The 21850-nt window shown below is 42.4% G+C and carries 19 protein-coding genes and 3 pseudogenes; 14 read left to right on the top strand and 8 right to left on the bottom strand.

Annotation, left to right across the window (positions count from 1 at the left end; translation table 11 throughout):
* Positions 1 to 42: 42 nt before the first annotated feature.
* The gene (locus tag NIES1031_RS18530; protein ID WP_073550969.1) at positions 43 to 789 is read right to left on the bottom strand and encodes an ABC transporter ATP-binding protein; all 747 of its coding nucleotides are present in this window, start codon (positions 787 to 789) and stop codon (positions 43 to 45) included.
* A gap of 125 nt (positions 790 to 914) precedes the next feature.
* Here NIES1031_RS18530 and NIES1031_RS18525 point away from each other — a divergent pair, with 125 nt between their 5' ends.
* The 3 genes from NIES1031_RS18525 to NIES1031_RS18515 all read left to right on the top strand — a co-directional run bounded on the left by NIES1031_RS18525 (position 915) and on the right by NIES1031_RS18515 (position 3243).
* Positions 915 to 1334: a hypothetical protein gene (locus NIES1031_RS18525; protein WP_218596863.1), complete on the top strand. Its 420-nt coding sequence runs from the start codon at positions 915 to 917 to the stop codon at positions 1332 to 1334.
* Between the two features lie 17 nt (positions 1335 to 1351).
* Entirely contained in the window at positions 1352 to 1834 is a 483-nt protein-coding gene (locus NIES1031_RS18520; RefSeq protein ID WP_073551033.1) for an adenosine-specific kinase, read from the top strand.
* A 77-nt stretch (positions 1835 to 1911) separates the two neighbouring features.
* A complete protein-coding gene (locus NIES1031_RS18515) occupies positions 1912 to 3243 on the top strand; it encodes an efflux RND transporter periplasmic adaptor subunit (protein ID WP_218596857.1) in 1332 nt (443 codons plus the stop codon).
* A 46-nt stretch (positions 3244 to 3289) separates the two neighbouring features.
* Here the strand turns inward: NIES1031_RS18515 and NIES1031_RS18510 are convergent, their stop codons facing one another.
* Positions 3290 to 5656 (bottom strand): ABC transporter permease, encoded by a 2367-nt coding sequence (locus NIES1031_RS18510; RefSeq protein ID WP_073550966.1) that lies wholly within the window; start codon positions 5654 to 5656, stop codon positions 3290 to 3292.
* A 176-nt stretch (positions 5657 to 5832) separates the two neighbouring features.
* Between NIES1031_RS18510 and NIES1031_RS26255 the strand changes: the two are divergent.
* Positions 5833 to 6021, top strand: a pseudogene (locus NIES1031_RS26255) (IS982 family transposase); the annotation flags it as partial.
* A gap of 99 nt (positions 6022 to 6120) precedes the next feature.
* A complete protein-coding gene (locus tag NIES1031_RS23955; RefSeq protein WP_143167813.1) occupies positions 6121 to 6306 on the top strand; it encodes a hypothetical protein in 186 nt (61 codons plus the stop codon).
* A gap of 96 nt (positions 6307 to 6402) precedes the next feature.
* Here the strand turns inward: NIES1031_RS23955 and NIES1031_RS18505 are convergent, their stop codons facing one another.
* Entirely contained in the window at positions 6403 to 6717 is a 315-nt protein-coding gene (locus tag NIES1031_RS18505; RefSeq protein WP_073551032.1) for a P-II family nitrogen regulator, read from the bottom strand.
* 671 nt (positions 6718 to 7388) lie between these two features.
* Here NIES1031_RS18505 and NIES1031_RS24485 point away from each other — a divergent pair.
* Positions 7389 to 7562 carry a hypothetical protein gene (locus NIES1031_RS24485; protein ID WP_178378179.1) on the top strand — a complete coding sequence of 58 codons (174 nt, stop codon included), beginning with the start codon at positions 7389 to 7391 and terminating at the stop codon, positions 7560 to 7562.
* A gap of 306 nt (positions 7563 to 7868) precedes the next feature.
* Positions 7869 to 9083 (top strand): sodium-dependent bicarbonate transport family permease, encoded by a 1215-nt coding sequence (locus NIES1031_RS18495; protein WP_073550964.1) that lies wholly within the window; start codon positions 7869 to 7871, stop codon positions 9081 to 9083.
* A 449-nt stretch (positions 9084 to 9532) separates the two neighbouring features.
* Here the strand turns inward: NIES1031_RS18495 and NIES1031_RS18490 are convergent.
* The 4 genes and pseudogenes from NIES1031_RS18490 to NIES1031_RS18475 all read right to left on the bottom strand — a co-directional run.
* A pseudogene (locus NIES1031_RS18490) lies at positions 9533 to 9871 on the bottom strand (DUF2267 domain-containing protein); the annotation flags it as partial.
* Positions 9872 to 10081: 210 nt separating this feature from the next.
* Positions 10082 to 10876 (bottom strand): SDR family oxidoreductase, encoded by a 795-nt coding sequence (locus NIES1031_RS18485; RefSeq protein WP_073550963.1) that lies wholly within the window; start codon positions 10874 to 10876, stop codon positions 10082 to 10084.
* Positions 10877 to 10882: 6 nt separating this feature from the next.
* The gene (locus NIES1031_RS18480; RefSeq protein ID WP_073550962.1) at positions 10883 to 12040 is read right to left on the bottom strand and encodes a GNAT family N-acetyltransferase; all 1158 of its coding nucleotides are present in this window, start codon (positions 12038 to 12040) and stop codon (positions 10883 to 10885) included.
* 41 nt (positions 12041 to 12081) lie between these two features.
* Positions 12082 to 12528: a DUF4332 domain-containing protein gene (locus NIES1031_RS18475; RefSeq protein WP_073550961.1), complete on the bottom strand. Its 447-nt coding sequence runs from the start codon at positions 12526 to 12528 to the stop codon at positions 12082 to 12084.
* Between the two features lie 493 nt (positions 12529 to 13021).
* On the opposite strand from NIES1031_RS18475, the gene NIES1031_RS18470 reads away from it, so the two are divergent.
* From NIES1031_RS18470 to NIES1031_RS18445, 7 genes are all read left to right on the top strand, one after another.
* A complete protein-coding gene (locus NIES1031_RS18470; protein ID WP_330219971.1) occupies positions 13022 to 14491 on the top strand; it encodes a SulP family inorganic anion transporter in 1470 nt (489 codons plus the stop codon).
* Between the two features lie 45 nt (positions 14492 to 14536).
* Positions 14537 to 14779, top strand: a complete 243-nt coding sequence (locus tag NIES1031_RS25790; RefSeq protein WP_330219974.1) for a universal stress protein — start codon at positions 14537 to 14539, stop codon at positions 14777 to 14779.
* Positions 14780 to 14785: 6 nt separating this feature from the next.
* On the top strand, positions 14786 to 15394 hold the full coding sequence (locus tag NIES1031_RS18465; protein ID WP_236738901.1) for a universal stress protein: 609 nt from the start codon (positions 14786 to 14788) through the stop codon (positions 15392 to 15394).
* Between the two features lie 49 nt (positions 15395 to 15443).
* Positions 15444 to 17147, top strand: a complete 1704-nt coding sequence (gene bicA / locus NIES1031_RS18460; protein WP_073550959.1) for a bicarbonate transporter BicA — start codon at positions 15444 to 15446, stop codon at positions 17145 to 17147.
* A 412-nt stretch (positions 17148 to 17559) separates the two neighbouring features.
* Positions 17560 to 19206, top strand: a complete 1647-nt coding sequence (gene prfC, locus NIES1031_RS18455) for a peptide chain release factor 3 (RefSeq protein ID WP_073550958.1) — start codon at positions 17560 to 17562, stop codon at positions 19204 to 19206.
* 204 nt (positions 19207 to 19410) lie between these two features.
* The gene (locus NIES1031_RS18450; protein WP_073550957.1) at positions 19411 to 20295 is read left to right on the top strand and encodes a 2Fe-2S ferredoxin; all 885 of its coding nucleotides are present in this window, start codon (positions 19411 to 19413) and stop codon (positions 20293 to 20295) included.
* 339 nt (positions 20296 to 20634) lie between these two features.
* Entirely contained in the window at positions 20635 to 21285 is a 651-nt protein-coding gene (locus NIES1031_RS18445) for a class I SAM-dependent methyltransferase (protein WP_073550956.1), read from the top strand.
* On the opposite strand, the pseudogene NIES1031_RS18440 reads toward NIES1031_RS18445, so the two are convergent.
* A pseudogene (locus NIES1031_RS18440) lies at positions 21286 to 21850 on the bottom strand (hypothetical protein); the annotation flags it as partial.

Genomic DNA, 21850 nt, shown 5'->3' with positions numbered 1-21850 from the left:
CTAAAGAATCATCAATTGTAGGGTAGGCAAAATGCCTGCCCTTTACCATTCTAATTGGGCAGGCGCAACTTTGCGTTCGTTACGACGAATATGCAAAATTTGACCACTACGCATCGTAATCACGCGATCAGCCATTCTTGAAATTCCCGCATTGTGGGTAATCACAATTGTCATTGTGCCCAACTCACGGTTGGCTTGTTCTAACACTTCTAAAACAAGTTTGCCCGTTTGAAAATCAAGCGCGCCTGTTGGTTCGTCACATAGTAACACCTGTGGACGTTTCGCAATTGCTCTAGCGATCGCAACTCGCTGTTGTTCACCACCCGACATTTGTGAGGGAAAATGATTGATGCGATCGCTTAATCCAACTCTAGTTAGTGCTTCTTCTGGTGACATCGGACGACGCGCCATTTCTGTAACTAATGCTACATTTTCTCGTGCTGTCAGGCTAGGAATTAAGTTGTAGAACTGAAAGATAAAACCAATGCAGTCACGACGAAAGCGGGTAAGTTCTGCATCGCTAGCATTAGTCAAGTCACGACGATTAAAGACAATCTGCCCGCTCGAAGGGACATCTAATCCACCTAAGATATTCAACAGTGTTGATTTACCACTACCTGAAGGTCCTAAGACCACAATAAATTCACCTTCGTATAAGTTAAGATCAATTGACTGTAACGCATAAACCTTCACTTCACCCATGCGGTAAACTTTTGTGATGGCTTGTAAATGAAACCCAATGTTTGATGCACCTGAGGAGTTGGGTAACTGACCGTGTTGGCTTCTCATGGTCAGAGTTAATTTTATGGCGATGCTTCAAGTTTATGCGATTGCCCTCCATCTTCACAAGATTCTCAACTTTCGATCCTAAAGTTGAACTCAGCAAATGAGAAGTAGAGGCTACAGTTGTGAAAATCAGCTATCAGGAAAAAATCATTGCGCTTTGGACGGTTTTTCTACTAGGCACTCTCTTTCATACGCAACTTGGTTTGATGCCACTCTTTCACGGTCAAGATATTGCGATCACTGATGTTCATAACACCACCAATATTGCTTATATTCTCTGGGGGATGCTTGGCTTTTTTATTTTGCCAATGTTTGCGATCATTGTCTTGGCGTTCAATGACTCCAAACGCTATCGCGTGATTCATTTTGGTTTAACAATCTTTTACACCTTTCTGAATTTTCTCCACGTTGTCCTTGACTTAACAGTGACACCGATTGCTTGGTATCAAATTGCATTAATGGTTGTTTTATTATTTATTGGTTTGCTACTTAATGTTGTTTCTTGGCAATGGCTGAAAGCATACAATCACTACCAGAAACTAGCTTAATTAATACTGAGGTAAAAATGCAATTTCAATCAATTCCAGTACAAATCCCTAAAGGAAGTAATATCATCTTAGGACAATCACACTTCATTAAAACTGTTGAAGATCTTTATGAAATCATGACGGCAAGTTCATGTTATGTCAAGTTTGGTATAGCGTTTTGCGAAGCATCAGGACCGTGTTTAATTCGGGCTGCGGGAAACGAACAAGCCCTCCAAGCTGCTGCTATCGACAATGCCAAAGCGATCGCAGCGGGGCACAGTTTTATTATTGTCATGCAAAACGCATATCCAATTAGTGTTTTGAACGCAATCAAACAATGTCCAGAAGTTTGTCATATTTACTGTGCGACTACAAATCCTGTTGACGTGATTGTCACAGAAACAGACCAAGGAAGAGGAATTCTAGGTGTTGTGGATGGTTCAGTACCAAAAGGTGTAGAAACTGATGAAGATGTTAAAGTTCGCCATCAATTTTTACGGCAAGTAAGCTATAAGCTTTAATTTGTAATTCGTAATTCGTAATTGAAAGTGCTTTAATTACAATAATGCAGGAGAATTGGTAGTCATTAATGATATTATTGCCATCTCTGCCTAAACGCTCCTCGAAGTTATTGATCTATGTCGGTATTGCCATAGCAACAGCGATCGCCATTGTCTTGTTACTGCGTCCTACTCCTGTTGGGGTTGAGGTAGGGCGTGTTGAAAAAGGTGTGTTGCAAGTCACTGTGAATGCAGAAGGAATGACACGAGTCCGCGATCGCTATATTCTTGCAGCACAAGTCAATGGACATCTAGACCGCATTACTTTAAATGAAGGCGATACTGTTGAAGCAGGAGATGTTGTAGCGCGGATTGATCCTTTACCGCAGACAACGGCTGTGCAAGAAGCTTTGGGACGTTTAGCAGAATGGCGGGCGCAACGCGCCGGAGTCGAAACCCAACGACCGAAAACAGCAGCTTTAGCCCAAGCACGCAGTCGTATTGCCGCAGCACAGGCAAATCAACGCCAAGTAGAAGCACGAGTCACACAAACGCAAGCCGCTTTAGCACAAGCCCAACGCGATCGCCAACGCGCGCAATACTTTGCAGCTACAGGTGTCATTTCACGGCAAGCGCGAGAACAAGCCGAATTAAACGAACGCACAAAACAAGAAGAACACAATGCTGCACTCCAAGCTGCACAAGCAGCACGATCTGAAGTTGCTGTCGCACAAAAAGCACTTACTATACTACAAGCCGAACAAAGCGATCCTGATTATCTTTTAGAAGTTTACAACGCCCGCATTGCTAGTGTCGAGGCGGAACTAGCAAGATTGCAAGATGAAGCTCAGCGCACCGAAATGCGATCGCCAGTGCGCGCTCAAGTGCTGCGAGTTTTGCAACGCAGCGCCCAAGTTGTCAGCGAAGGAACTCCACTTGTAGAAATAGGCGATCCGACGCAACTAGAACTCGTTGTCGATGTTTTGTCTAGCGATGCAGAACGAGTTGCTGTCGGTAATGCAGTATACGTCACGTCAGGGACAACACAACTTAAAGGACAAGTACGGCGTATTGAGCCTTCCGCTTTTACAAAAACATCGGCTTTGGGCGTAGAAGAACAGCGCGTAAACGTTATCAGTAGTATTGATGCATCAACAGTACTCGGCGATGGCTATCGCGTCGATGTGCAAATTGTAGTTTGGGAAAAACCCGATGTGATACAAGTGCCATTAAGTGCAATGTTTCGTTGCGATCGCGCTTGGTGCGTATTTGTCGTTAATAACGGTAAAGCCCAAAGACGTAAAGTCACAGTTGGGCAACGCAGTGATACTACCGCAGAAATTCAGCAAGGTTTAACTGCTGGCGAATTAGTGATCTTGCACCCTACAGAACAAATAGAAGATAATCGCACCATAACAATCAACGGTTGATTTGTCAAGTTCTCATTGATGCACAAATCTCTCTCTGTTTCCTCTGCTACTCACGAGTTTTAAGGACTGCAACTAAATCAAGTCGATTTACCTGACGGCGAATAATGAATCCTGAAATGATCGCGGCGATCGCAATCACACCAAAAGCAAAAGCATAACTTGTTTTAGTGATAATTAAGGGAATGCGATACAGTTCTGACTCAAAAGCTGCAGACAAAAATGCTGAGAAAGCATAACCCAACACAAAACCCCAAGGAAGGGCAAATAGAATAATCGCAGCTTGTTCACCCAAAAGAATCACTGTTACTTGAGCGCGAGAAAAGCCCATAATGCGTAAAGTTGCTAATTCGCGACTGCGTTCTGATAGGGCAATTCTTGCTGAATTGTAGACAACACCAAAAGCAATAATACAGGCGAAAATCACCAAAACAGTAGTAAAAATTGCTCTACTGCTAGCGATTGTTTCTTGAAACTGGGCGATCGCAGCTTGACGAATAGAAATTCCGGTAACAGCGGGTGTTCGTTTTAATAGCGTATATAATTGATTGGTTTGGTTGGTATCAATTGCTAAAAATGCGCCTGAAATTGTGCCTCCTTCTTGCATCAATCGATTTAACGCATGAATATCCATGTAAGCAGCAACACCAATCATCTCATCAACGAATCCAACAACTGGAACTGTGCGGATCGGGCGTTCTTCTTCTAAAACTTCAACTGTGAGTAGATCTCCTGAACCAATGTGTAAGATATCTGCTAAGGCTTTGGTTAAAACGATACCATTAGGTGGTAAATTAACTGTGTTGAGTTGTCGATCAATTAAGCGACGCAATTTTCCTGTTGGTTCTAACCCTGTGATGGCAATGCGGCGCGATCGATGTTCAAAGCGTAAGCGGGCTGCTACACTGCGAAAAGGTTCGGAGGACAAAACACCAGGTAAACGATTGACTTCGTAACGGACGCGAGCCGGACGAGGATTGTTGAATACGATTGTGATATCCTCACGCTGCACCTGACGAAACTGCACATCAATCATGTATTCAACAGCATCAATCAAGTAACGTCCCACCACAAGCATCGCAATCGCAAGCGCAATTCCTAAGGCTGCAAAAAATGCTTGTACGGGTTTACGCTCAATATTTCGCGCAATCATGCGTCCTACAGGCGATAGCCAAGTATGCAGTCCCATCCGTTCGATCAATGTCAGGCGAAATACCGCAGGTGGTTCTGGGCGCATGGCTTCAGCAGGTGGTAACAATACAGCACGTCGCACAGCAATAAAAGCCCCAAATAGTGCTGCTCCTCCACTGATGACAATTGCTGCAATAATCAATTCGATTCTGGCTTCGTAGCGCAACACAGGAAAAGCGTAAAACTGAGCATAAGTATGTGTCACAGCATTGCCGAACCATACCCCAATTCCTGTTCCAAATATTGCTCCCACCAAGACAATCGCCAGCACAAATTTGAAGTAATGCATACCGATTGTGTTATTGCTATACCCAAAAGCTTTGAGTACTGCAATTTGTTCGCGCTGGGTACTCACCAGTCGTGATAGTGAGATATGCAACAGAAATGCTGCAATTCCTAAAAAGACAATCGGTACTACTGTAGCTGTTCCTTGTAGTTGCGTAATTTCATCGGATAAAACTCGATGCGAAATTTGATCTTCTCTTCCGTAAGCTCCTAAACCACCATAAGGTGCTAGCAAGCGATCGAGTTGAGAAATGATATCAGCTTGACTTGCTTGGGGCATCAGCGACAGAGTAAGATCATTAAATGCACCATCCATGTTAAATGCAGTAGCTAACGCCTCGCGTCCTATCCATAACACGCCAAACCGCTCGTTGTCTGGAAACAAATTTCCTGCACCACGAATTTCATAAATATATTCAGGCGAAAGCGCAATACCAACAATCTGCAAAGATTGCCAGCGCCCATTAATAACGGCTCCTAGCATATCTCCTAATTGCAGTTGATTGGCGTTAACAAAGGCTTCACTGACTAATACTTCATGGTTACGCCCTGCTTGAATGTATCGCCCTTGACGCAAATAAAGATCGTTTAGCATGACACTCGGCTGTTCAGGAATTGATATCAACCGTCCGATCGCTGGTTCATCGCGTTGTGGAATATCGAGTGTGACATCCATCACAACTCGTGTTTGTAATTGTGCTACCCCTGAAATAGCAGCAATTTGATTAACAAATGACTCAGGCGCACGCTTCAGTTGTACGAATATATCTGCAAAGCGATATTGCTCATAATATGTCGCTTGCGATAGTTGCAATGAATGATATGCACTTAACATCGAAACAAAGCTAGCAATACCACACGCAACAACCAGTATGATCGCGATCGCTTGTCCTCGCCAATGCAAGAGATCGCGCCAGAGTTTTTGAGCAAGTGGTGACATGGTAAGTCGTGTTCGGCTAAAGGCGGCTTGTAAAGTTAAAAGAGGCGCACAGGTATGAATTATGAGGTGGTATTATTTACATATTAAATTTTTTTTGCCTTATCAATGGGCGTACTGAACCTGAGTTCGGGATAAGTAGTAAGCTGAAAATAACGACGAATTCAGCAAACTACTTTATGTTTAGTTTAAAGGTATTGTTCTGTCATGTAGATGATTTGTGTCAAGTATTTGAAGCGCAATGGCGTAAACAGCTGTTAAAGCAGGGAGGAATAAGCTGATGCTTGAGCAAAATCATCACGATTCTGGTCGCGTTTCATCAAAATCACTACCGAAATTTTCAGCATTTTTATTTGAATCAGGTCAAGCAGCAATAAAGTTCGGCGTTTCGGTAGTTACGCATAGCAATGGTAAGGTGATAAGTGATCATACTCAGTAATTTCAGGCATGGCAATGAACTGTCACCAGTGCCAATCAACGCAAATCATCAAATACGGACACACTATCACAAACCTCGATTTCGTTGCCAAGTTTGCGGGCGGCAGTTTGTGGAATTAGCAGCAATTGCACGAGTGACGGAAGTGTTTGAGCGATGGTTAATGTGTTCATTTGTCGGTGACAAGCACAATGTTCCCCGTAAGCCTATGCCCTGAAGCACTATCAGCAGACCCGAAACTCTCAAATTGAATTCTCGAAAGTGGTGACGTTCTCATGATGAGACCATTGACCGTGGAAGACAGAGTTTTGAGTCAGAACTGGTGCGCGTGCAGTACCTCCGCTTCACACAGATAGGCGATGCCCGAATAATCGTCGAAAAACTTCACTGCGATCTCATCAGCAATCTTCAGGGCTATATCTCGATTGGCGGTGAGCACTTCGATCTTTATATTCGAGTAGGTGTCGGAAACGATGGGTTGTCCCGACGTGCGCTCGTTGCGACTGCCTTTACCGCCAGCGGGCACTACCGTATAACCGGTAGCCCCAACTTCATCGATAATCTTGGCGATCTGTTTGAGCAGCAACTTTTCCGTGACGATGACGAGCTTGCTGGCTTGCTGGGTCATGTGGGGTACCTCTTGGCGCATGTAGTCATTTAACTACACAGAAACTCAGTAAAATGACGGCACCGTTTACTATCACGCTAATCTGAATCGACGAAAGGAGTACCATCGCGTTCGTATACACATTGCGTAATAGCGCGCTGCCATAGCGAGCACATTAGCATCATACCATCGATCGGTCAACAGGAGAAGCACTGCTGATCGCAGATGAGCGCCACCTTATTGAGCAAGCTAAAGCAACGCACCATCAAACAGATGTCACTCAGAGTGATTCCTCCCATATGCGAACTAATGTGTGGCAATCGACGAGCTGGTCATGCAGAATTCATAGAAATCAGGTGCGGTATAGCCGCGCAGGTTCAAACTATAAGTTTCAGTTATCAATAGTTTCGGCAAATTTGAAGCAATATTTTATAAAAAATGCTGCTTGTTAGTCAGGTATTGCATAAACTTAGAAATATGGTATGTGCTTGAAATATAGGCTTATATCTATAAATTCAGCGAAAGCAGCTCAAAGACACAACCACTGTTCTGAAGCTGCTACACACATCACACAGGTGAATTTTCGACAGGTGTTCCGTGAGACTACAGGCAAGCAGCCTGTAAGCGATACATACAACCAGCATGGAGCGAAAACCATGAATAAGTTTGAATCGAGGCAGCCACAATTAAAGTTGGATACAGATGAGGGGTGGATGGTGCAGGTGTATGGCAGTAATCGCCGCTTGCTCTGTGCTTTAGAACCCTCCCATGGTTGGATCTTCTTGATCGGTGGTAAAGGGCATGTCTGCATTAAGAAAATGCGATCGCAATTCACATTAACCAGCAGCGGATATCGCCAAACATAAAGAAAAACTTATAATTTGAATTTGATATTGCGTTTCAAATCCATGTTAGAGAGCGCAAAAATTTGTGCATTTCGGGATAGACTTAAACACATTAAGGCTCAGATATTGATAGATCAAGATCTATGCAGAGTAGTGCAGGATAGCTATCACCTTCCGGCTCCGTTCGGAGAGCAACCATCTCTGAACACCTGTTGACAGGTTCTCGCGTAACACCTGTGCTATAGGGGTGAAGTGCTTCACCTTACTTTTCAAAACTCACTTATCACAATAATCGCTCTTCGTTAGAGGAGACGAAAGGAGGTATTGGTGGATTTCTTGCTCGATTTCTTGGCGAAATTTGGGGCGCAGTTTCAGTCCCCGACGCTCAGCTTTCTAATTGGAGGTATAGTCCTTGCCGCCCTCGGTAGCCAACTGCAAATTCCAGATGCGATCTATAAGTTTATCGTCTTCATGCTGCTCATCAAAGTCGGTCTGGGCGGCGGTATTGCGATCCGCAGTGCCAATTTGGCGGAGATGCTGTTGCCCGCGCTGTTCGCCGTGGTAATGGGAATCCTTATCGTGTTCATCGGGCGCTACACGCTGGCCAAGCTGCCGAAAGTCAGAACCGTGGATGCCGTTGCGACTGCAGGCTTATTCGGTGCCGTGAGTGGCTCTACCCTCGCCGCTGGCATAACGGTACTGGAAGCGCAAGGCATTCAATACGAAGCCTGGACCGGCGCACTCTATCCCTTCATGGACATCCCAGCACTCGTGACTGCGATCGTTGTAGCCAGCATTTATACTAGCAAGCGGGAGCATCTCAGTCAGCAGCGCGATACCGCAGACACATCTTTCAGTACCGCAGACACATCTTTCAGTACCGCAGGCGCATCTTTCAGTACCGCAGGCGCATCTTTCAGTACCGCAGACGCATCTTTCAGCAAGCTGGAGTATCCCACCAGCAGGCAGGAGTATCTCAGCAAGCAGCGCATTACCGCAAGCGGGTATCCCCGCGAACAGCGCGGTACTGCAGGCAAGCGGGTCAAAATATGGCCAATCGTGAAAGAAAGCCTCCAGGGATCTGCCCTATCAGCACTGCTGCTCGGTCTTGCTCTAGGTCTGATAACCCGACCGGAAAGTGTCTTTGAAAGCTTCTACGAGCCCCTCTTCCGCGGACTGCTTTCGATACTGATGCTGGTAATGGGTATGGAAGCCTGGGCAAGGCTTGGTGAGCTACGCAAGGTGGCTCAGTGGTACGCCTTGTATGCCCTGGTAGCGCCGCTGCTGCATGGGTTCATAGCGTTCGGTCTCGGCATGATTGCCCACTACGCAACGGGGTTCAGCCCTGGCGGCGTCGCCCTCCTAGCCATCATTGCGGCTTCCAGTTCAGACATCTCAGGACCGCCCACTTTACGAGCCGGTATCCCGTCAGCCAATCCCTCCGCCTACATAGGCGCGTCCACAGCCATCGGCACGCCGGTTGCGATTGCCTTGGGAATACCGCTCTACATCGGACTCGCCCAGGCGCTGATGGGCAGCTGATTCCAGACAGGTCGCGGTTTTGGGGTGACAAGCACCCTAAAACCTCAGTAATACAAGGCTTTGGAATTTTGAAGCTGCAATAAAGTTAAGAGAGAAATAAAAATGATAATCATTTATTTTTCTAGTGCAGAGACCGTAAAATAACTTTGCCTAAGATAGAACTCGGAGATCTGCAAGTGTGTTTTTTAAAGTATTATCGCTCCTTCTCGAAACTAAAAAACATTGTCTAAAAGGAGACAATTGCGTCAACATATCTAAGATGAATTAGCTCAATTATCTTCTGAGTTAGTATCCTCTTTGACAAGTTATGATTTCATCCTTGAAGCGCTCTTTCACCAAGCTTTATTCTATGCAGGCTCATAGAGAATTGGTATTAAGCTAGAAGTATTGTTTTTAAATCTGCATCAGATCTCCATCATGACTGCTCAAGAGAAAGCTTGTTTCTTAGTCTATGCTCTTACTGATTCAAAGCATAATTTTTTTAGGCCAGAAGGTAAAATACCAGTCATGACTTCGATTTCTCCCGCCATCCCCTCAATATCCATGTTAGCATTTACGTTTTGCAGTCGATTGCGGATGCTATTAAAAAATTCATCTTTCTTCCTTTCTTGACTAGGGCTAGTAGAAGGACGCCAGTTTTCGTAATAGAAACTACTCATCAATAAAATGGGCAGTTGAGCACCCAAGTGGTTAGCTTCAAGCAGGATGAGGCGATCGCGCAACACCTGCAATGTCATCCGAAGTCCTTGAAAAACTAAATGTTTGTCGTCTAATCCATACTCTTGAGCAACATCATTAAGTCAAATGTTGGTTTCTTGTGTAGTTGTATCAGACACAGACAGTCCAGTCATACTCATATCACAATGCCTCTATACACGCCTTCATGAGTCATCGTTTGATGACCTCAACTTTCTAAAAGGAGATTGATTGTGTCTATTGACTGAAAGTCATTGTGCTTTCACCCATACATTAAAGTTTTTGCAACAAATACAGTAGTATTACAATCCACCCCTTGAACGAATAATTTGTCCGGTAATCCATTGTGCTTGCGCGGAAGCTAGAAACAGAATAACGCGTGCTGCATCTTCTGGTGTACCAACACGACCAAAGGGCGATTTTATTGCAAGTTGATTCCGAAATTCTGCACTCATCCAATCCGTATCTGTTGCACCAGGATCGACTGCATTAACCGTAATATTTTTCTCTGCCAAGCTAGCGCTTAAACTGATAGTTAGTGCCTCGATTGCGCCTTTCGTAATTGCATAAGGGAGGTTCTCTGGCATTGGTGCTAAACTCTGACCAGAAGTCAGATTAATGATTCTTCCCCCTAACCGTCCATCGTGACGCTGTGCGAATTCTTGACACAACAGTGTAGTTCCCCGTACATTGACTGCATAGTGTGTATCAAGTAAATCAGCAGATAGCGAGTAGATATCAACTTGTTCATCGTATGCTGCATTGTTCACCAAAATATCCACCGAACCCAGTAAATTTTCTACTTGTTCAAATAATTGTTTTGGTATCTCTGATTCAGCAAGATTCGCTTCCAATCCAGCAGCTTTTACTTGATAAGATTGCAGCATGGTAATAATTTCTTCTGCTTCTTGATCGCGGCTTCCCCAAGGCATCAAAGCATCATACGGACGATAATAAGTTGTAAAAACATTCGCCCCAGCTTCAGCTAAAGCACGAGCGATCGCAAAGCCAATTCCTTGAATGCGACTCACTCCCGTCACTAAAGCCACTTTATTAGATAACCCGTAATCTTTCACTATTTCTGCACTGTAGTTCATTTCTAATCAAAAGAAGTCTGACATCCAAGGTGAAGAACTAACAAAAATCTGTGTTGCTATTGATAAAGCTGTTTCTGTAGCTTCTAACCATCCTACAAGTTGCAATTGCTGTGGTGTAAATAATCCTGTGTATAGGGGAGATAATCCTCTGACATCAAGCTTTAATTCTCCTTTTCCTCCTCGTACTACTTCACCGCGTCCTTGTGCTACTTTTAAAATGAATTTGTCGTTATTTTCTACAATCAAGTCATCACGAACTTCCAAATGTAATTCGGTGATTAATTCTTGTGGATAACCACGTTTCTCTAAAGCTTTCATAACATCTACGATTCGCACCATCCAATGCTCTAAGTTTGCTAATTTAGCAGTTTGTTCCGGCAAAACTAGCGTTAAGAAATTGTTAGGAGAAGCCCTCCATCGTACTTTTTCAACTTGCGAACGGTGATCGCTAATAAATGTCCAGAAACGCTGCACTGCGCCTGCAGTAAGCAAGACAAGATCGCGGATTACAAGACAACTGCTATTATTAACTTCCTGTTGTTTAAACAGTAGATAACCTTCAGGTCGATCGCCAATCAGATAAGCATAAGTAGATAATTCAACGATCTCTTGCCAAATCGATTGATGACTTTGCAAATAACCATTTGTTGATTTTGCTTGTTGCTGATGAAGATTATAGAATTTATGACAATCAAGGGCGACAGCTTGCATTGGTAGTGTGCGATCGCGCATCATAATACTCTGTGTTGGCATTTCCCAAGTGCAAAGGCTTCCACCTTGTTCGTATCCGGCTTGGCGATACAATCGTTGCGTTGCAGGATACAGCGTAGAAATTGCTATACCCTGCGCATAGAGTTCTTTGACAGTTTGTTGCATTAATTCTAATGCTGCACCAGAACCGCGATATTCTGGGGCTATACCCACTGCTTGAATTCCTCCCATGGGGACACACTCAGCCCCAAACCATTGTCCTTGGGGAAGAATCACTAAACCACCAATAATTTGGTTTGAATGACGGATGCTGCGGAAGTTTTCTCTACCAACACGTTGAAGGTAAGTTTTGATGCTGTCGGGTGGAGAGTTGAAGCACTGCTGTAAGATTTTTCCTAGTCTTTGCTCGTCTTCAGCGTTAGAGATGATGTCATATTCAAACTGAGACGTCATGACAATGTACTCGTTGTACTACAAATATAAATATAACTGTATTACAAATGCGAGGCAAGCGATCGCGCTTGGTTAATCCATACTTGCATTTCACTTCGAGAAGGACACAAATCGCGACGTTGAGTTGTGGTAACTTGCAATCGCAAAACTTGTTGATGTAACTGATGCAGTGGAGTTTGCGCGAGTTGGGCAACTGAGATAATTCCTATGTGCAGTAATACTCCACAATATTGACAGCCAACACTAGGAATTCGCGCTAAATTTGCTAAAGCTACCCATTTGTTGACAGTTTCAACTCTTACGCGTAGCTGTGTTGCTAATGCTTGTCGTTGAGTAGTAGTTTGACATTGTTGTAATAGTTGCAGTGTTGTAGAGACACCGAGTTGTGCAAGTTGTGCTTGTTCTTGCGCGTTTAATCCTGGGAGTTTACTGATTTGCCAATTTTTAGAAATAACTTTACTTTGAGGAAAACGGTCTAAGTTTTGCATCTTTATAGAAGTAATACCACTCACTTTATTATTCCATTTCAGCAGATTGACAATTTTTGGTAATGCATTCTTAAATTTTATTGCAGATTGTTACAGAGTTATGATACGCTTACACCACATACGCAGACTTTAGTCATCGTTTACCAGTAAGCGGGTTTAGATAATGTTGCAGGTATCAATCTCTTCGGTAGCTTCAAACAGTTGGAATTGTCCACCTTAATGTGGGGTTTGAGCTTTGCAACGATGAAAAATCTTTAAAGCTGATTATCAGGAAGCCAAGCTGAATAGCTTTAATTCGGTGCGATCGCATCCAAAGATATAAATACCTCCACGTCGGCGTGATTTCTGCTTGCGTGCGTAAAGCTACTATCTGATGTCACAACATAACTTATTTCAGTTGCCTCACTTGCTAATTCGTGGGTTCTTTGAGGTGCAAATTTGTACTGGCAATGTTTATTCAATGTTTATTCAATGAAAGACGTTAGGAGGAAACTTGAACGGAACACTTCTGAGGCGAGAGTGGTTTTTTAACACTCGACAAGACATTATGGCAGGAACAGTCGTAGGGCTTGCCCTAATTCCGGAAGCGATCGCCTTTTCGATTATTGCTGGAGTTGATCCCAAAGTTGGACTTTATGCATCATTCATTATTGCAGTCATGACAGCGTTTTTAGGCGGTAGACCTGGCTCGATTTCTGCGGCTACAGGAGCTATGGCGCTGCTGATGATTGATTTGGTGCGAGATCATGGTTTGCAGTATTTATTCGCCGCTACCTTGTTAACAGGAGCCTTGCAAGTTGTGTTTGGGGTGCTAAAGCTGGGTCGCCAAATGCGGTATATTCCCAGAGCGGTGATGATTGGCTACATCAATGCACTAGCAGTATTAATTTTTCTCGCGCAGTTGCCCCAACTGACAAATGTGCCGCCAACTGTATATGTATTAGCTATTCTGTCGCTAGCGATTATTTATATTCTACCGCGCTTTACTAAAGCAATTCCCTCTCCCCTTGTCGCTTTAGCAGTGATGACTTTAGCTGCGATCGCTTTAAAACTAGATGTTCCCACTGTTGGAGATATGGGAGAGTTGCCCACTACTCTACCCTTGTTTGCTCTACCGCAAGTTCCGTTAACTTTAGACACATTAAGGATTATCCTGCCATATTCTTTGACTTTGGCGATCGTTGGTTTATTAGCTTCGTTCTTAACCGCCTCTTTAGTAGACGAACTCACTGATACCCCCAGTAATAAAAACCAAGAAGCCAGAGGACAAGGCATTGCTAATATCGTGACGGCATTTTTTGGGGGGATGGCTGGATGTGGCATGATTGGTCAATCGGTGATCAATGTGCAGTCTGGGGGACGCGGAAGACTGTCAACTCTTGCATCCGGCGTTTTTCTGTTGTTTGCCATTTTGTTTTTGCAAGATTGGGTTAAGCAAATGCCAATGGCGACGCTAGTAGCCGTCATGATCATGGTATCAATTGGTACATTTCGCTGGTCATCTTTTAAAAATATCCCGCGCATTCCCCGCAGCGAAACGGCTGTGATGTTGACGACGATGTTAGTCACAATTTTTACTCGTAATTTTGCTCTGGGTGTCGTGACAGGTATTGTTATGAGTACAGTATTCTTCTCGCGCAAGATTGCTCAGTTGGTAATTGTAGATAAAGTGCTGAGTAACGATGGCTCGCATCGCATCTACAAAGTTACCGGACAAATTTTCTTTTTATCGAGAGATGAGTTTCTAGAATCTTTTGATTTTACAGAACTAGTCGATCGCGTCACTATTGATTTAACTTATGCTCATTTGTGGGATCAAGGAGCAGTTGAGGTACTTGATAAAGCAGCACTTAAATTTCGCCGTAATGGAGCAGAAGTAGAGCTAATTGGATTGAATGAAGCTAGTGCTACCTTGCTTAATAAATTGGCAATTCATCAAAAATTCAATGCTCTGAAACAGTAGGATATTTGCCTTTTAATTCTTTGCTGATTAGCAGCTAAAACTACTCTGAAAAATATTTTACTGTGTACTGATGGCTCTGCTTTTGCTGAAGGCGTTTATCGATATGGAGCTTGGTTTGCTATTCAATTTAATGCCCACATAAATGTTTTATCTGTAACAGATATTCGCACTCAAAAAGTCACTTCTACTGGCAATTTAAGCGGTAGTATTGGACTTGGTGCTTCAGAGCAATTACTTAACGAATTAGTGAACTTAGAACATGAAAAAGCCAAGCTGAACAATCAATGATCAAAATTGATTTTACAAAATGCTGATAAAACCCTCAAAAATGAGGGCGTAGAAGAATTTAATTTGATTCATAAAACAGGATTTTTAGGAGATTTTCTTGATGAATTTGAAGATAATTCAGATTTGATTGTGTCAGGCAAACAAGGAGAATCAGCATCTGCGCCTGGAATAGGGGCAAATGTAGATCAAGTTATTCGTAGCAGTCGTAAGCCCTGCTTAATTACTCCTCTTAAATTTCAACCGATCGCTCGCATCTTAGTTGCTTACGATGGAAGTTCAAGTAGCAAGACGATACTGCAATTTTTAGGAGATTTTCCTAGCTTTCAGCGTTTAGAGATACATCTACTCATGGTAGTTAAAAATAGCTCTGAACCAATAGTGATCGCCAGAATTAGGGAAGCCCAAGAATGGTTGCAAAATGCAGCATATAAGCCTGTTTGTCACGTTTTAACAGGAGAACCTGAAAAAGCGATCGCTAACTATATTACTCAACAAAATATTAGCCTTTTGTTGATGGGAGCTTATGGACATAGCCGCATTCGGCATCTAGCGATCGGTAGTACCACGACTCAAATATTGCAAAGTAGCAGCATTCCTATATTGCTATTTCGTTAACTCAATTTATCTGTATCCAACTCGATTTTTCAATGAAGGAAAACCTTTCATGCAAGTAACAAATCAAATTCATTTCCGTAACTTACAAGGAGATCTTCTAGGAGGATTAACGGCGGCGGTTGTTGCTTTACCAATGGCATTAGCTTTTGGTATTGCTTCGGGTGCAGGTGCTTCTGCTGGTTTGTGGGGTGCAATATTAGTCGGCTTTTTTGCTGCTTTGTTCGGTGGTACACCTAGTCTAATTTCTGAGCCAACGGGTCCAATGACGGTAATTGTTACCGCAGTCATTGCCGGATTAACAGCTAATAATCCTGAAAATGGTCTGGCAATGGCATTTACTGTCATCATGATGGGAGGAGTGTTTCAAATCATCTTTGGAGTATTGCGATTGGGGCGGTATATTACGATGTTGCCCTATAACGTAATTTCTGGATTTATGACAGGAATTGGTGTAATTCTGATCTTTATTCAAATTGCACCTTTTCTCGGACAAGAAACACCCAAGGGTGGAGTGATTGGCGTTATTCAGAACTTACCAACTCTGATAACTAATATTAATCCTTGGGAAACTATGTTAGGGGTAATAACTTTAGCAATTCTGTTCTTTTACCCTGCTCAACTTAAAAAAGTTGTTCCGCCGCAACTCGTTGCTTTAATAATTGGTACAGCAATTTCTTTGATCTTCTTGAGTGGTGTTGAAATTCGCACTATTGCCACAATTGGAGAAATTACCCCAGGCTTACCTCAACTACAAATTCCCACATTTAGCCCTGAAAATTTGCGGTTAATGTTTGTAAATGCAGTTATATTGGGCATGGTAGGTTCGATTGATTGCCTCTTAACGTGTCTAGTATCTGACAGTCTTACCCGCACTGAACACAAATCTAATAAGGAACTTATTGGTCAAGGAGTTGCTAATTTAATTACAGGTTTATGTGGTGGAATTGCTGGTTCTGGAGCAACCACGGCGACTGTAGTTAATATTCAAGCTGGTGGGCGTACTGCATTATCAGGTATTAGCCGAGCTTTAGTGCTTTTAATTGTGGTTTTGTGGGCAGCTCCCTTAACATCTGGTATTCCCTTAGCAGTCTTAGCTGGAATTGTCTTGAAAGTAGGAATTAACATTATCGATTGGGGCTTTCTCAAGCGGGTTCATAAAATCTCTTGGAAGGCAGCCGGAATTGTCTATAGTGTGGTATTGCTCACAGTATTTGTTGATTTGATGGTAGCTGTAGCTGTTGGGGTATTTATTGCTAATATCTTGACGATTGAGCGCCTCGACCAACTGCAATCCAATTCGGTAAAAGCGATTACTGACGCTGACGATCAAATTGTCCTCACTGCTGAAGAAAAGCAACTTTTGGATTTAGCTAATGGGCGCGTGTTACTGTTCCATCTGAGTGGACCGATGATTTTTGGTGTTGCTAAAGCTATTGCACGAGAACATAGTGCGATCGCCAATTATGATGTTTTAATTGTCGATTTAGCTGAAGTTCCTATCCTTGGTGTCACTTCTTCTTTGGCAATTGAAAATGCGATTCAAGAAGCACTCGATCAAGGACGAGAAGTGATAGTTGTTGGAGCAACAGGAAAAGTCAAACGGCGCTTGGAGAAGATGGGTATTGTTGGTTTAATTCCAGGACAGTACTGGATGGGCGATCGCCTGACTGCACTTCAAGAAGGGTTGGCGATTGTGCGAGAAAAGCAAAGCTATCACTATGATGAAACCAATAAGCCTTTTTCTATTTCTTAACCAAATACTTGATGTTTAATTTTTTGTGCAGCGTCACAATCAATGATTTGACGCTGCAATTCACGTATTTATACCGCGATCGGGATTAAGAGTATTGCAGTAGCGTACATTTCTAAGTTATGACTTCTCGACCTCATTGATTTGGCTTAAAGTCATTTTACGGTTGTCAATTGTCGCAAATGCTGTTATTAGTAGAGATGGTACTACAAATTTGTTCTAAACTGTGAGCTACTGTTCCTCTACAATTCGCCAATATATTATTCCTATCGGCGGTCAGTGCCCACCGTAAGATTGCTGTACCGAATCTCTTCAGAATTGCTCTCACTCCAATGTTTTTTAAGCTTCTGAATCAATTCACAGATAGTCCTGAGTGTTGTGACTACTAAGTACAGCAATATTAGAAATCAAGATTATGAAATTAAAGGTGCAACCTGCACAGGTGCAGAACAATTTACTTTCTGAGCAACTCGTTTGGGAAGTCAGCCGTCGTCGCAATTTTGCTATTATTTCTCACCCAGACGCAGGTAAAACGACTCTCACTGAGAAACTTTTGTTATATGGTGGTGCTATCCAAGAAGCGGGAGCCGTTAAAGCAAAAAAGGCACAGCGTAGTGCCACATCTGACTGGATGGCGATGGAGCAACAACGGGGAATCTCTATCACATCCACTGTGTTGCAGTTTGAGTATCGAGAACATTTACTAAATTTGTTGGATACTCCAGGACACCAAGATTTCAGTGAAGATACTTATCGCACCCTCGCCGCTGCGGATAATGCTGTCATGCTCATTGATGCGGCAAAAGGTTTAGAAACGCAGACACGCAAGCTGTTTGAAGTGTGTCGAATGCGTCAACTGCCTATTTTCACCTTCATTAACAAGCTTGATCGCCCTAGCTTAACTCCACTAGAACTTATTGATGAAATTGAGCAAGAATTAGGGTTAACTACTTACGTCGTCAACTGGTCCATTGGCACAGGCGATCAATTTCGAGGTGTCTTTGATCGGCGTCAACAGCGCATTCATTTATTTCAGAAAACAGCCGCACACGGTAGTAAAAAAGCTGCTGATACCGTAATTTCTCTGGGAGATCCTCGTCTTGAATCATTACTGGAACCAGAGTTGTATCATCAACTCAAAGAAGATTTGGAACTACTCGATGGTATTGGTTCCGAATTGGATATAGAAGCAATTCATCAAGGTAAGCTGACACCTGTATTTTTTGGTAGTGCCATGAATAACTTTGGTGTGGAGTTGTTTTTGGAAGCATTTTTAGATTATGCCCTGGAACCGACTGCCCATGAAAGTAATCAAGGTGAAATTCCGCCTACATATCCAGAATTTTCGGGATTTGTCTTTAAGTTACAGGCAAACATGGATCCCAAACACCGCGATCGCGTCGCCTTTTTACGGGTGTGTTCTGGTAAGTTTGAAAAAGACATGGTAGTGACTCATGCCCGTACGGGTAAGACTATTCGTCTATCACATCCGCAAAAGCTATTTGCTCAAGACCGAGAAACCGTTGAAGTTGCTTATGCTGGAGATGTTGTGGGTTTGAATAACCCTGGTAGTTTTGCGATCAGCGATACTGTTTGTGTAGGAGAAAGAGTAAGGTATCCTGATATTCCTTCCTTCTCACCAGAAATGTTTGCTTTCCTCAAAAACGCCGATCCAACAAAATATAAAAACTTCAATAAAGGCGTATCTGAATTGCAAGAAGAAGGCGCGATTCAAATTCTTAACTCAACTGATGAGAGTAAGCGCGATCCAATTTTGGCAGCAATTGGACAACTTCAGTTTGAGGTCGTACAGTTTCGGTTGCTGAATGAGTATAGTGTGGAAACTCGCCTAGAAATTTTGCCGTACTCAGTGGCGCAATGGGTTACGGATGGTTGGGAAGCCTTAGAGAAAGTAGGTCGCTTGTTTAATACCTTTGTAGCAAAAGACCGTTGGAATCGCCCTGTGCTGTTGTTTAAAAATCAGTGGAATTTAGAGCAAATAATCGCAGATCATCCTGATTTAGAGTTGAGTCCAATTGCTCTACCTCCAGTGACAAGCTAGCCATATCGCACATGAATTCGCTACTAGCTCAATAAAGTAAATCCTGAGTAAGTCGGTAAAAATTAGCATAACTTCAGGGTTAGTAACTATTAGCGATTAGCTTTTGTTTGGTTGTTAAATGCTAATTACTTAGCGCTAAATGCTTACCCGTTAACCATTACCCGTTACCTGACAAATTGTGCTCACCTACTTAGCAATTATCAAATGACGACAACACCTTTGTTTTTAAGAAATACTTGGTATTATGCCCTACCAGGTGAGCAGCTTAAGCTTGGACAAACACTTTCCAAAACTCTCTTAAGTGAGCCAATCGTTTTTAGTCGAGATTGTTCAGGTATAGTCTGTGCAAAACGAGACGAAACCAAAAGTTATCCAACGTGCGAGGTGCAAGGAAATATCTGGATTTATATGTCAGATAGTGACTCCCAGCCTCAAGAATCAGTTCCCCAAGTTCCTGGTTTTGAAAATCAATCTTACCAAGCTGTCGAGACAATCCGTTTTCCTTGTGATGTCGATCATGCTGTAGTGGGGTTAATCGACCCTGCACATATTGCTTTTGTTCATCAGGCGTGGTGGTGGCGATCGCCTCAAATACTCAATGAAGTAATTAAATCCTTTGAGCCATCGTTGTATGGTTTTACTATGCAACGGCATCCACTAGAACAACAAACTTTTTTCTATCGCTTGGTTGGGCGCAATCCCCATATCGAAATTTCATTTCAGCTACCAGGAATTCGGATTGAGCAAGTAACTACTGAAAAGCATAAGGTTTGCAACTTAACCGCAATTACTCCGATTTCAGACACTGAAACTGAGGAAACAACTATTTTTTATACAACTTTAGCGTGGTTTCCTCTTCTCAAACCATTGTTGCTATCGTTTACTCGCAGTTTTCTCAATCAAGATCGAGAAATTTTGATTAAACAACAAATGGGCTTGCAACACGATCCACCCTTAACTTTAGTTGGAGATGCCGATGCTCAATCTCGTTGGTATTACAGATTAAAAGCAGAATTTGCACGTTCTCAAATGCAGGGACGTCCTTTTGTTAACCCAATTAAAGCGCAGACACTTCATTGGCGTAGTTAGATTTGTGAGCGTCAATAAGCGAATGAATCAGCATTCATTTTTGGTTGTCTTAATTCTCCGTTATTTACCTTATTTTAACTAAAAACATAAAATAACTCTTAATTAGAAAATCATTTACTTAATCACTGAAAATCATTGGATAACTTTAAGCATCTAACAGATATTCCTCATTTTTAGACATAGGTTTAGTATGTTTGTTTTTCTATCTATAGAAAGATGATTTAAAAAGTTAATTGAGATGAAATTAGAGCGATTAAGTTTTTTATTGATAGTCGCGAGATTGTCAGTATTTTCTTGTTACACTCAAAAATTGTCGCGTCAATTAACTTAGAGAATTTCATGTTTCTTTCTGATAAAACCTACGAAAGTCTTTCGATTTCTGCCCTCAAGCTTGTCTCTACTTCTACTCTAAAATTGCTCAATGAAGCTATCTTGTTTCCTCTCAGGCGTAGATATTTAACTCGGATTCTTGCCCCTCATCTCAAAAATAGTAAATCCGTACTAGATTTAGGTGCATCAGATGGAAAATTAGCTGCTTTATTACAGAACAAGCTAGCAAGCCAAGATGTAGATACCAATTTTATGGGATGTGACGTTCATCTCCAATCAGAAACGCATATCCCAGTTATCCGATACAATGGTCATCATTTACCGTTTCCAGATAACTCTTTTGATTGTGTTTTGATTATTGATGTACTTCATCATACGGAAGAAGCTTTACAAGTAATTCAAGAAGCAAAACGCGTTGCCAATAAATACGTTTTAATCAAAGATCACTATTGGAATACTTCTAAAGATTTTACAAGCTTAAAACTTGCTGATTTTATTGGTAACAAACCTTACGACATACATCTTCCGTATCAGTTTTTAACAGAACAAAACTGGCATGAGATGATTGAAACTTGTCAAATGAATATAGTTACAAGTCAAAAATTTCGGTTTAATCAACTCGATCCATGCAAGCATATTTTGTTTAAGCTAGAAGTCTAGCTATTTTGGCACCACAATATTTAAGCTTGCTGGGATACACTCAATCTCTACAGGTGTATTGCCTTCTAAACTACCATCAAGAGCAACTTTTTGTTGAGGGTTGGCGATCGCTTTTACAGATTTTGCTCTTAACGAGATGACATCCTTATGTTGAACAGCAGTTTTATTTAAACTAGAACGTAACAACTGATACGCTGCTGTCACCATATTGAGCCGACTTTGAGGCGTAGTGATTGTAATATCTAATAATCCATCATCTGCTGTTACACCTTCTGTTCCTTGTGCTAAAGGTGAGGTAGGAGGAACAGCATTAGCGATTGTTACTGCTGTTGCTTTCAAATTTAACGTTTCGTTTTCTGTCTCTACTGTAGTTGTAAACCACTCCATATGTTGCAACTGCTTAGCACTAGCAAGAATGTACGCTAGTACTCCAAAACGGTTTTTTGCTTGACGATCCACAATTTCCATAGTCTCTGCTTTAAAACCAATATCTGCTTGAGTGAGAAACAGTAGACTTCTTGCAAAAGTCACTGGTTGTATGGCACAAGTAGGTGAGACAGAGGAG

This window comes from Chroogloeocystis siderophila 5.2 s.c.1 (assembly GCF_001904655.1).
Lineage (GTDB): Bacteria > Cyanobacteriota > Cyanobacteriia > Cyanobacteriales > Chroococcidiopsidaceae > Chroogloeocystis > Chroogloeocystis siderophila.
This window is presented reverse-complemented; position numbering and strand designations above follow the sequence as displayed.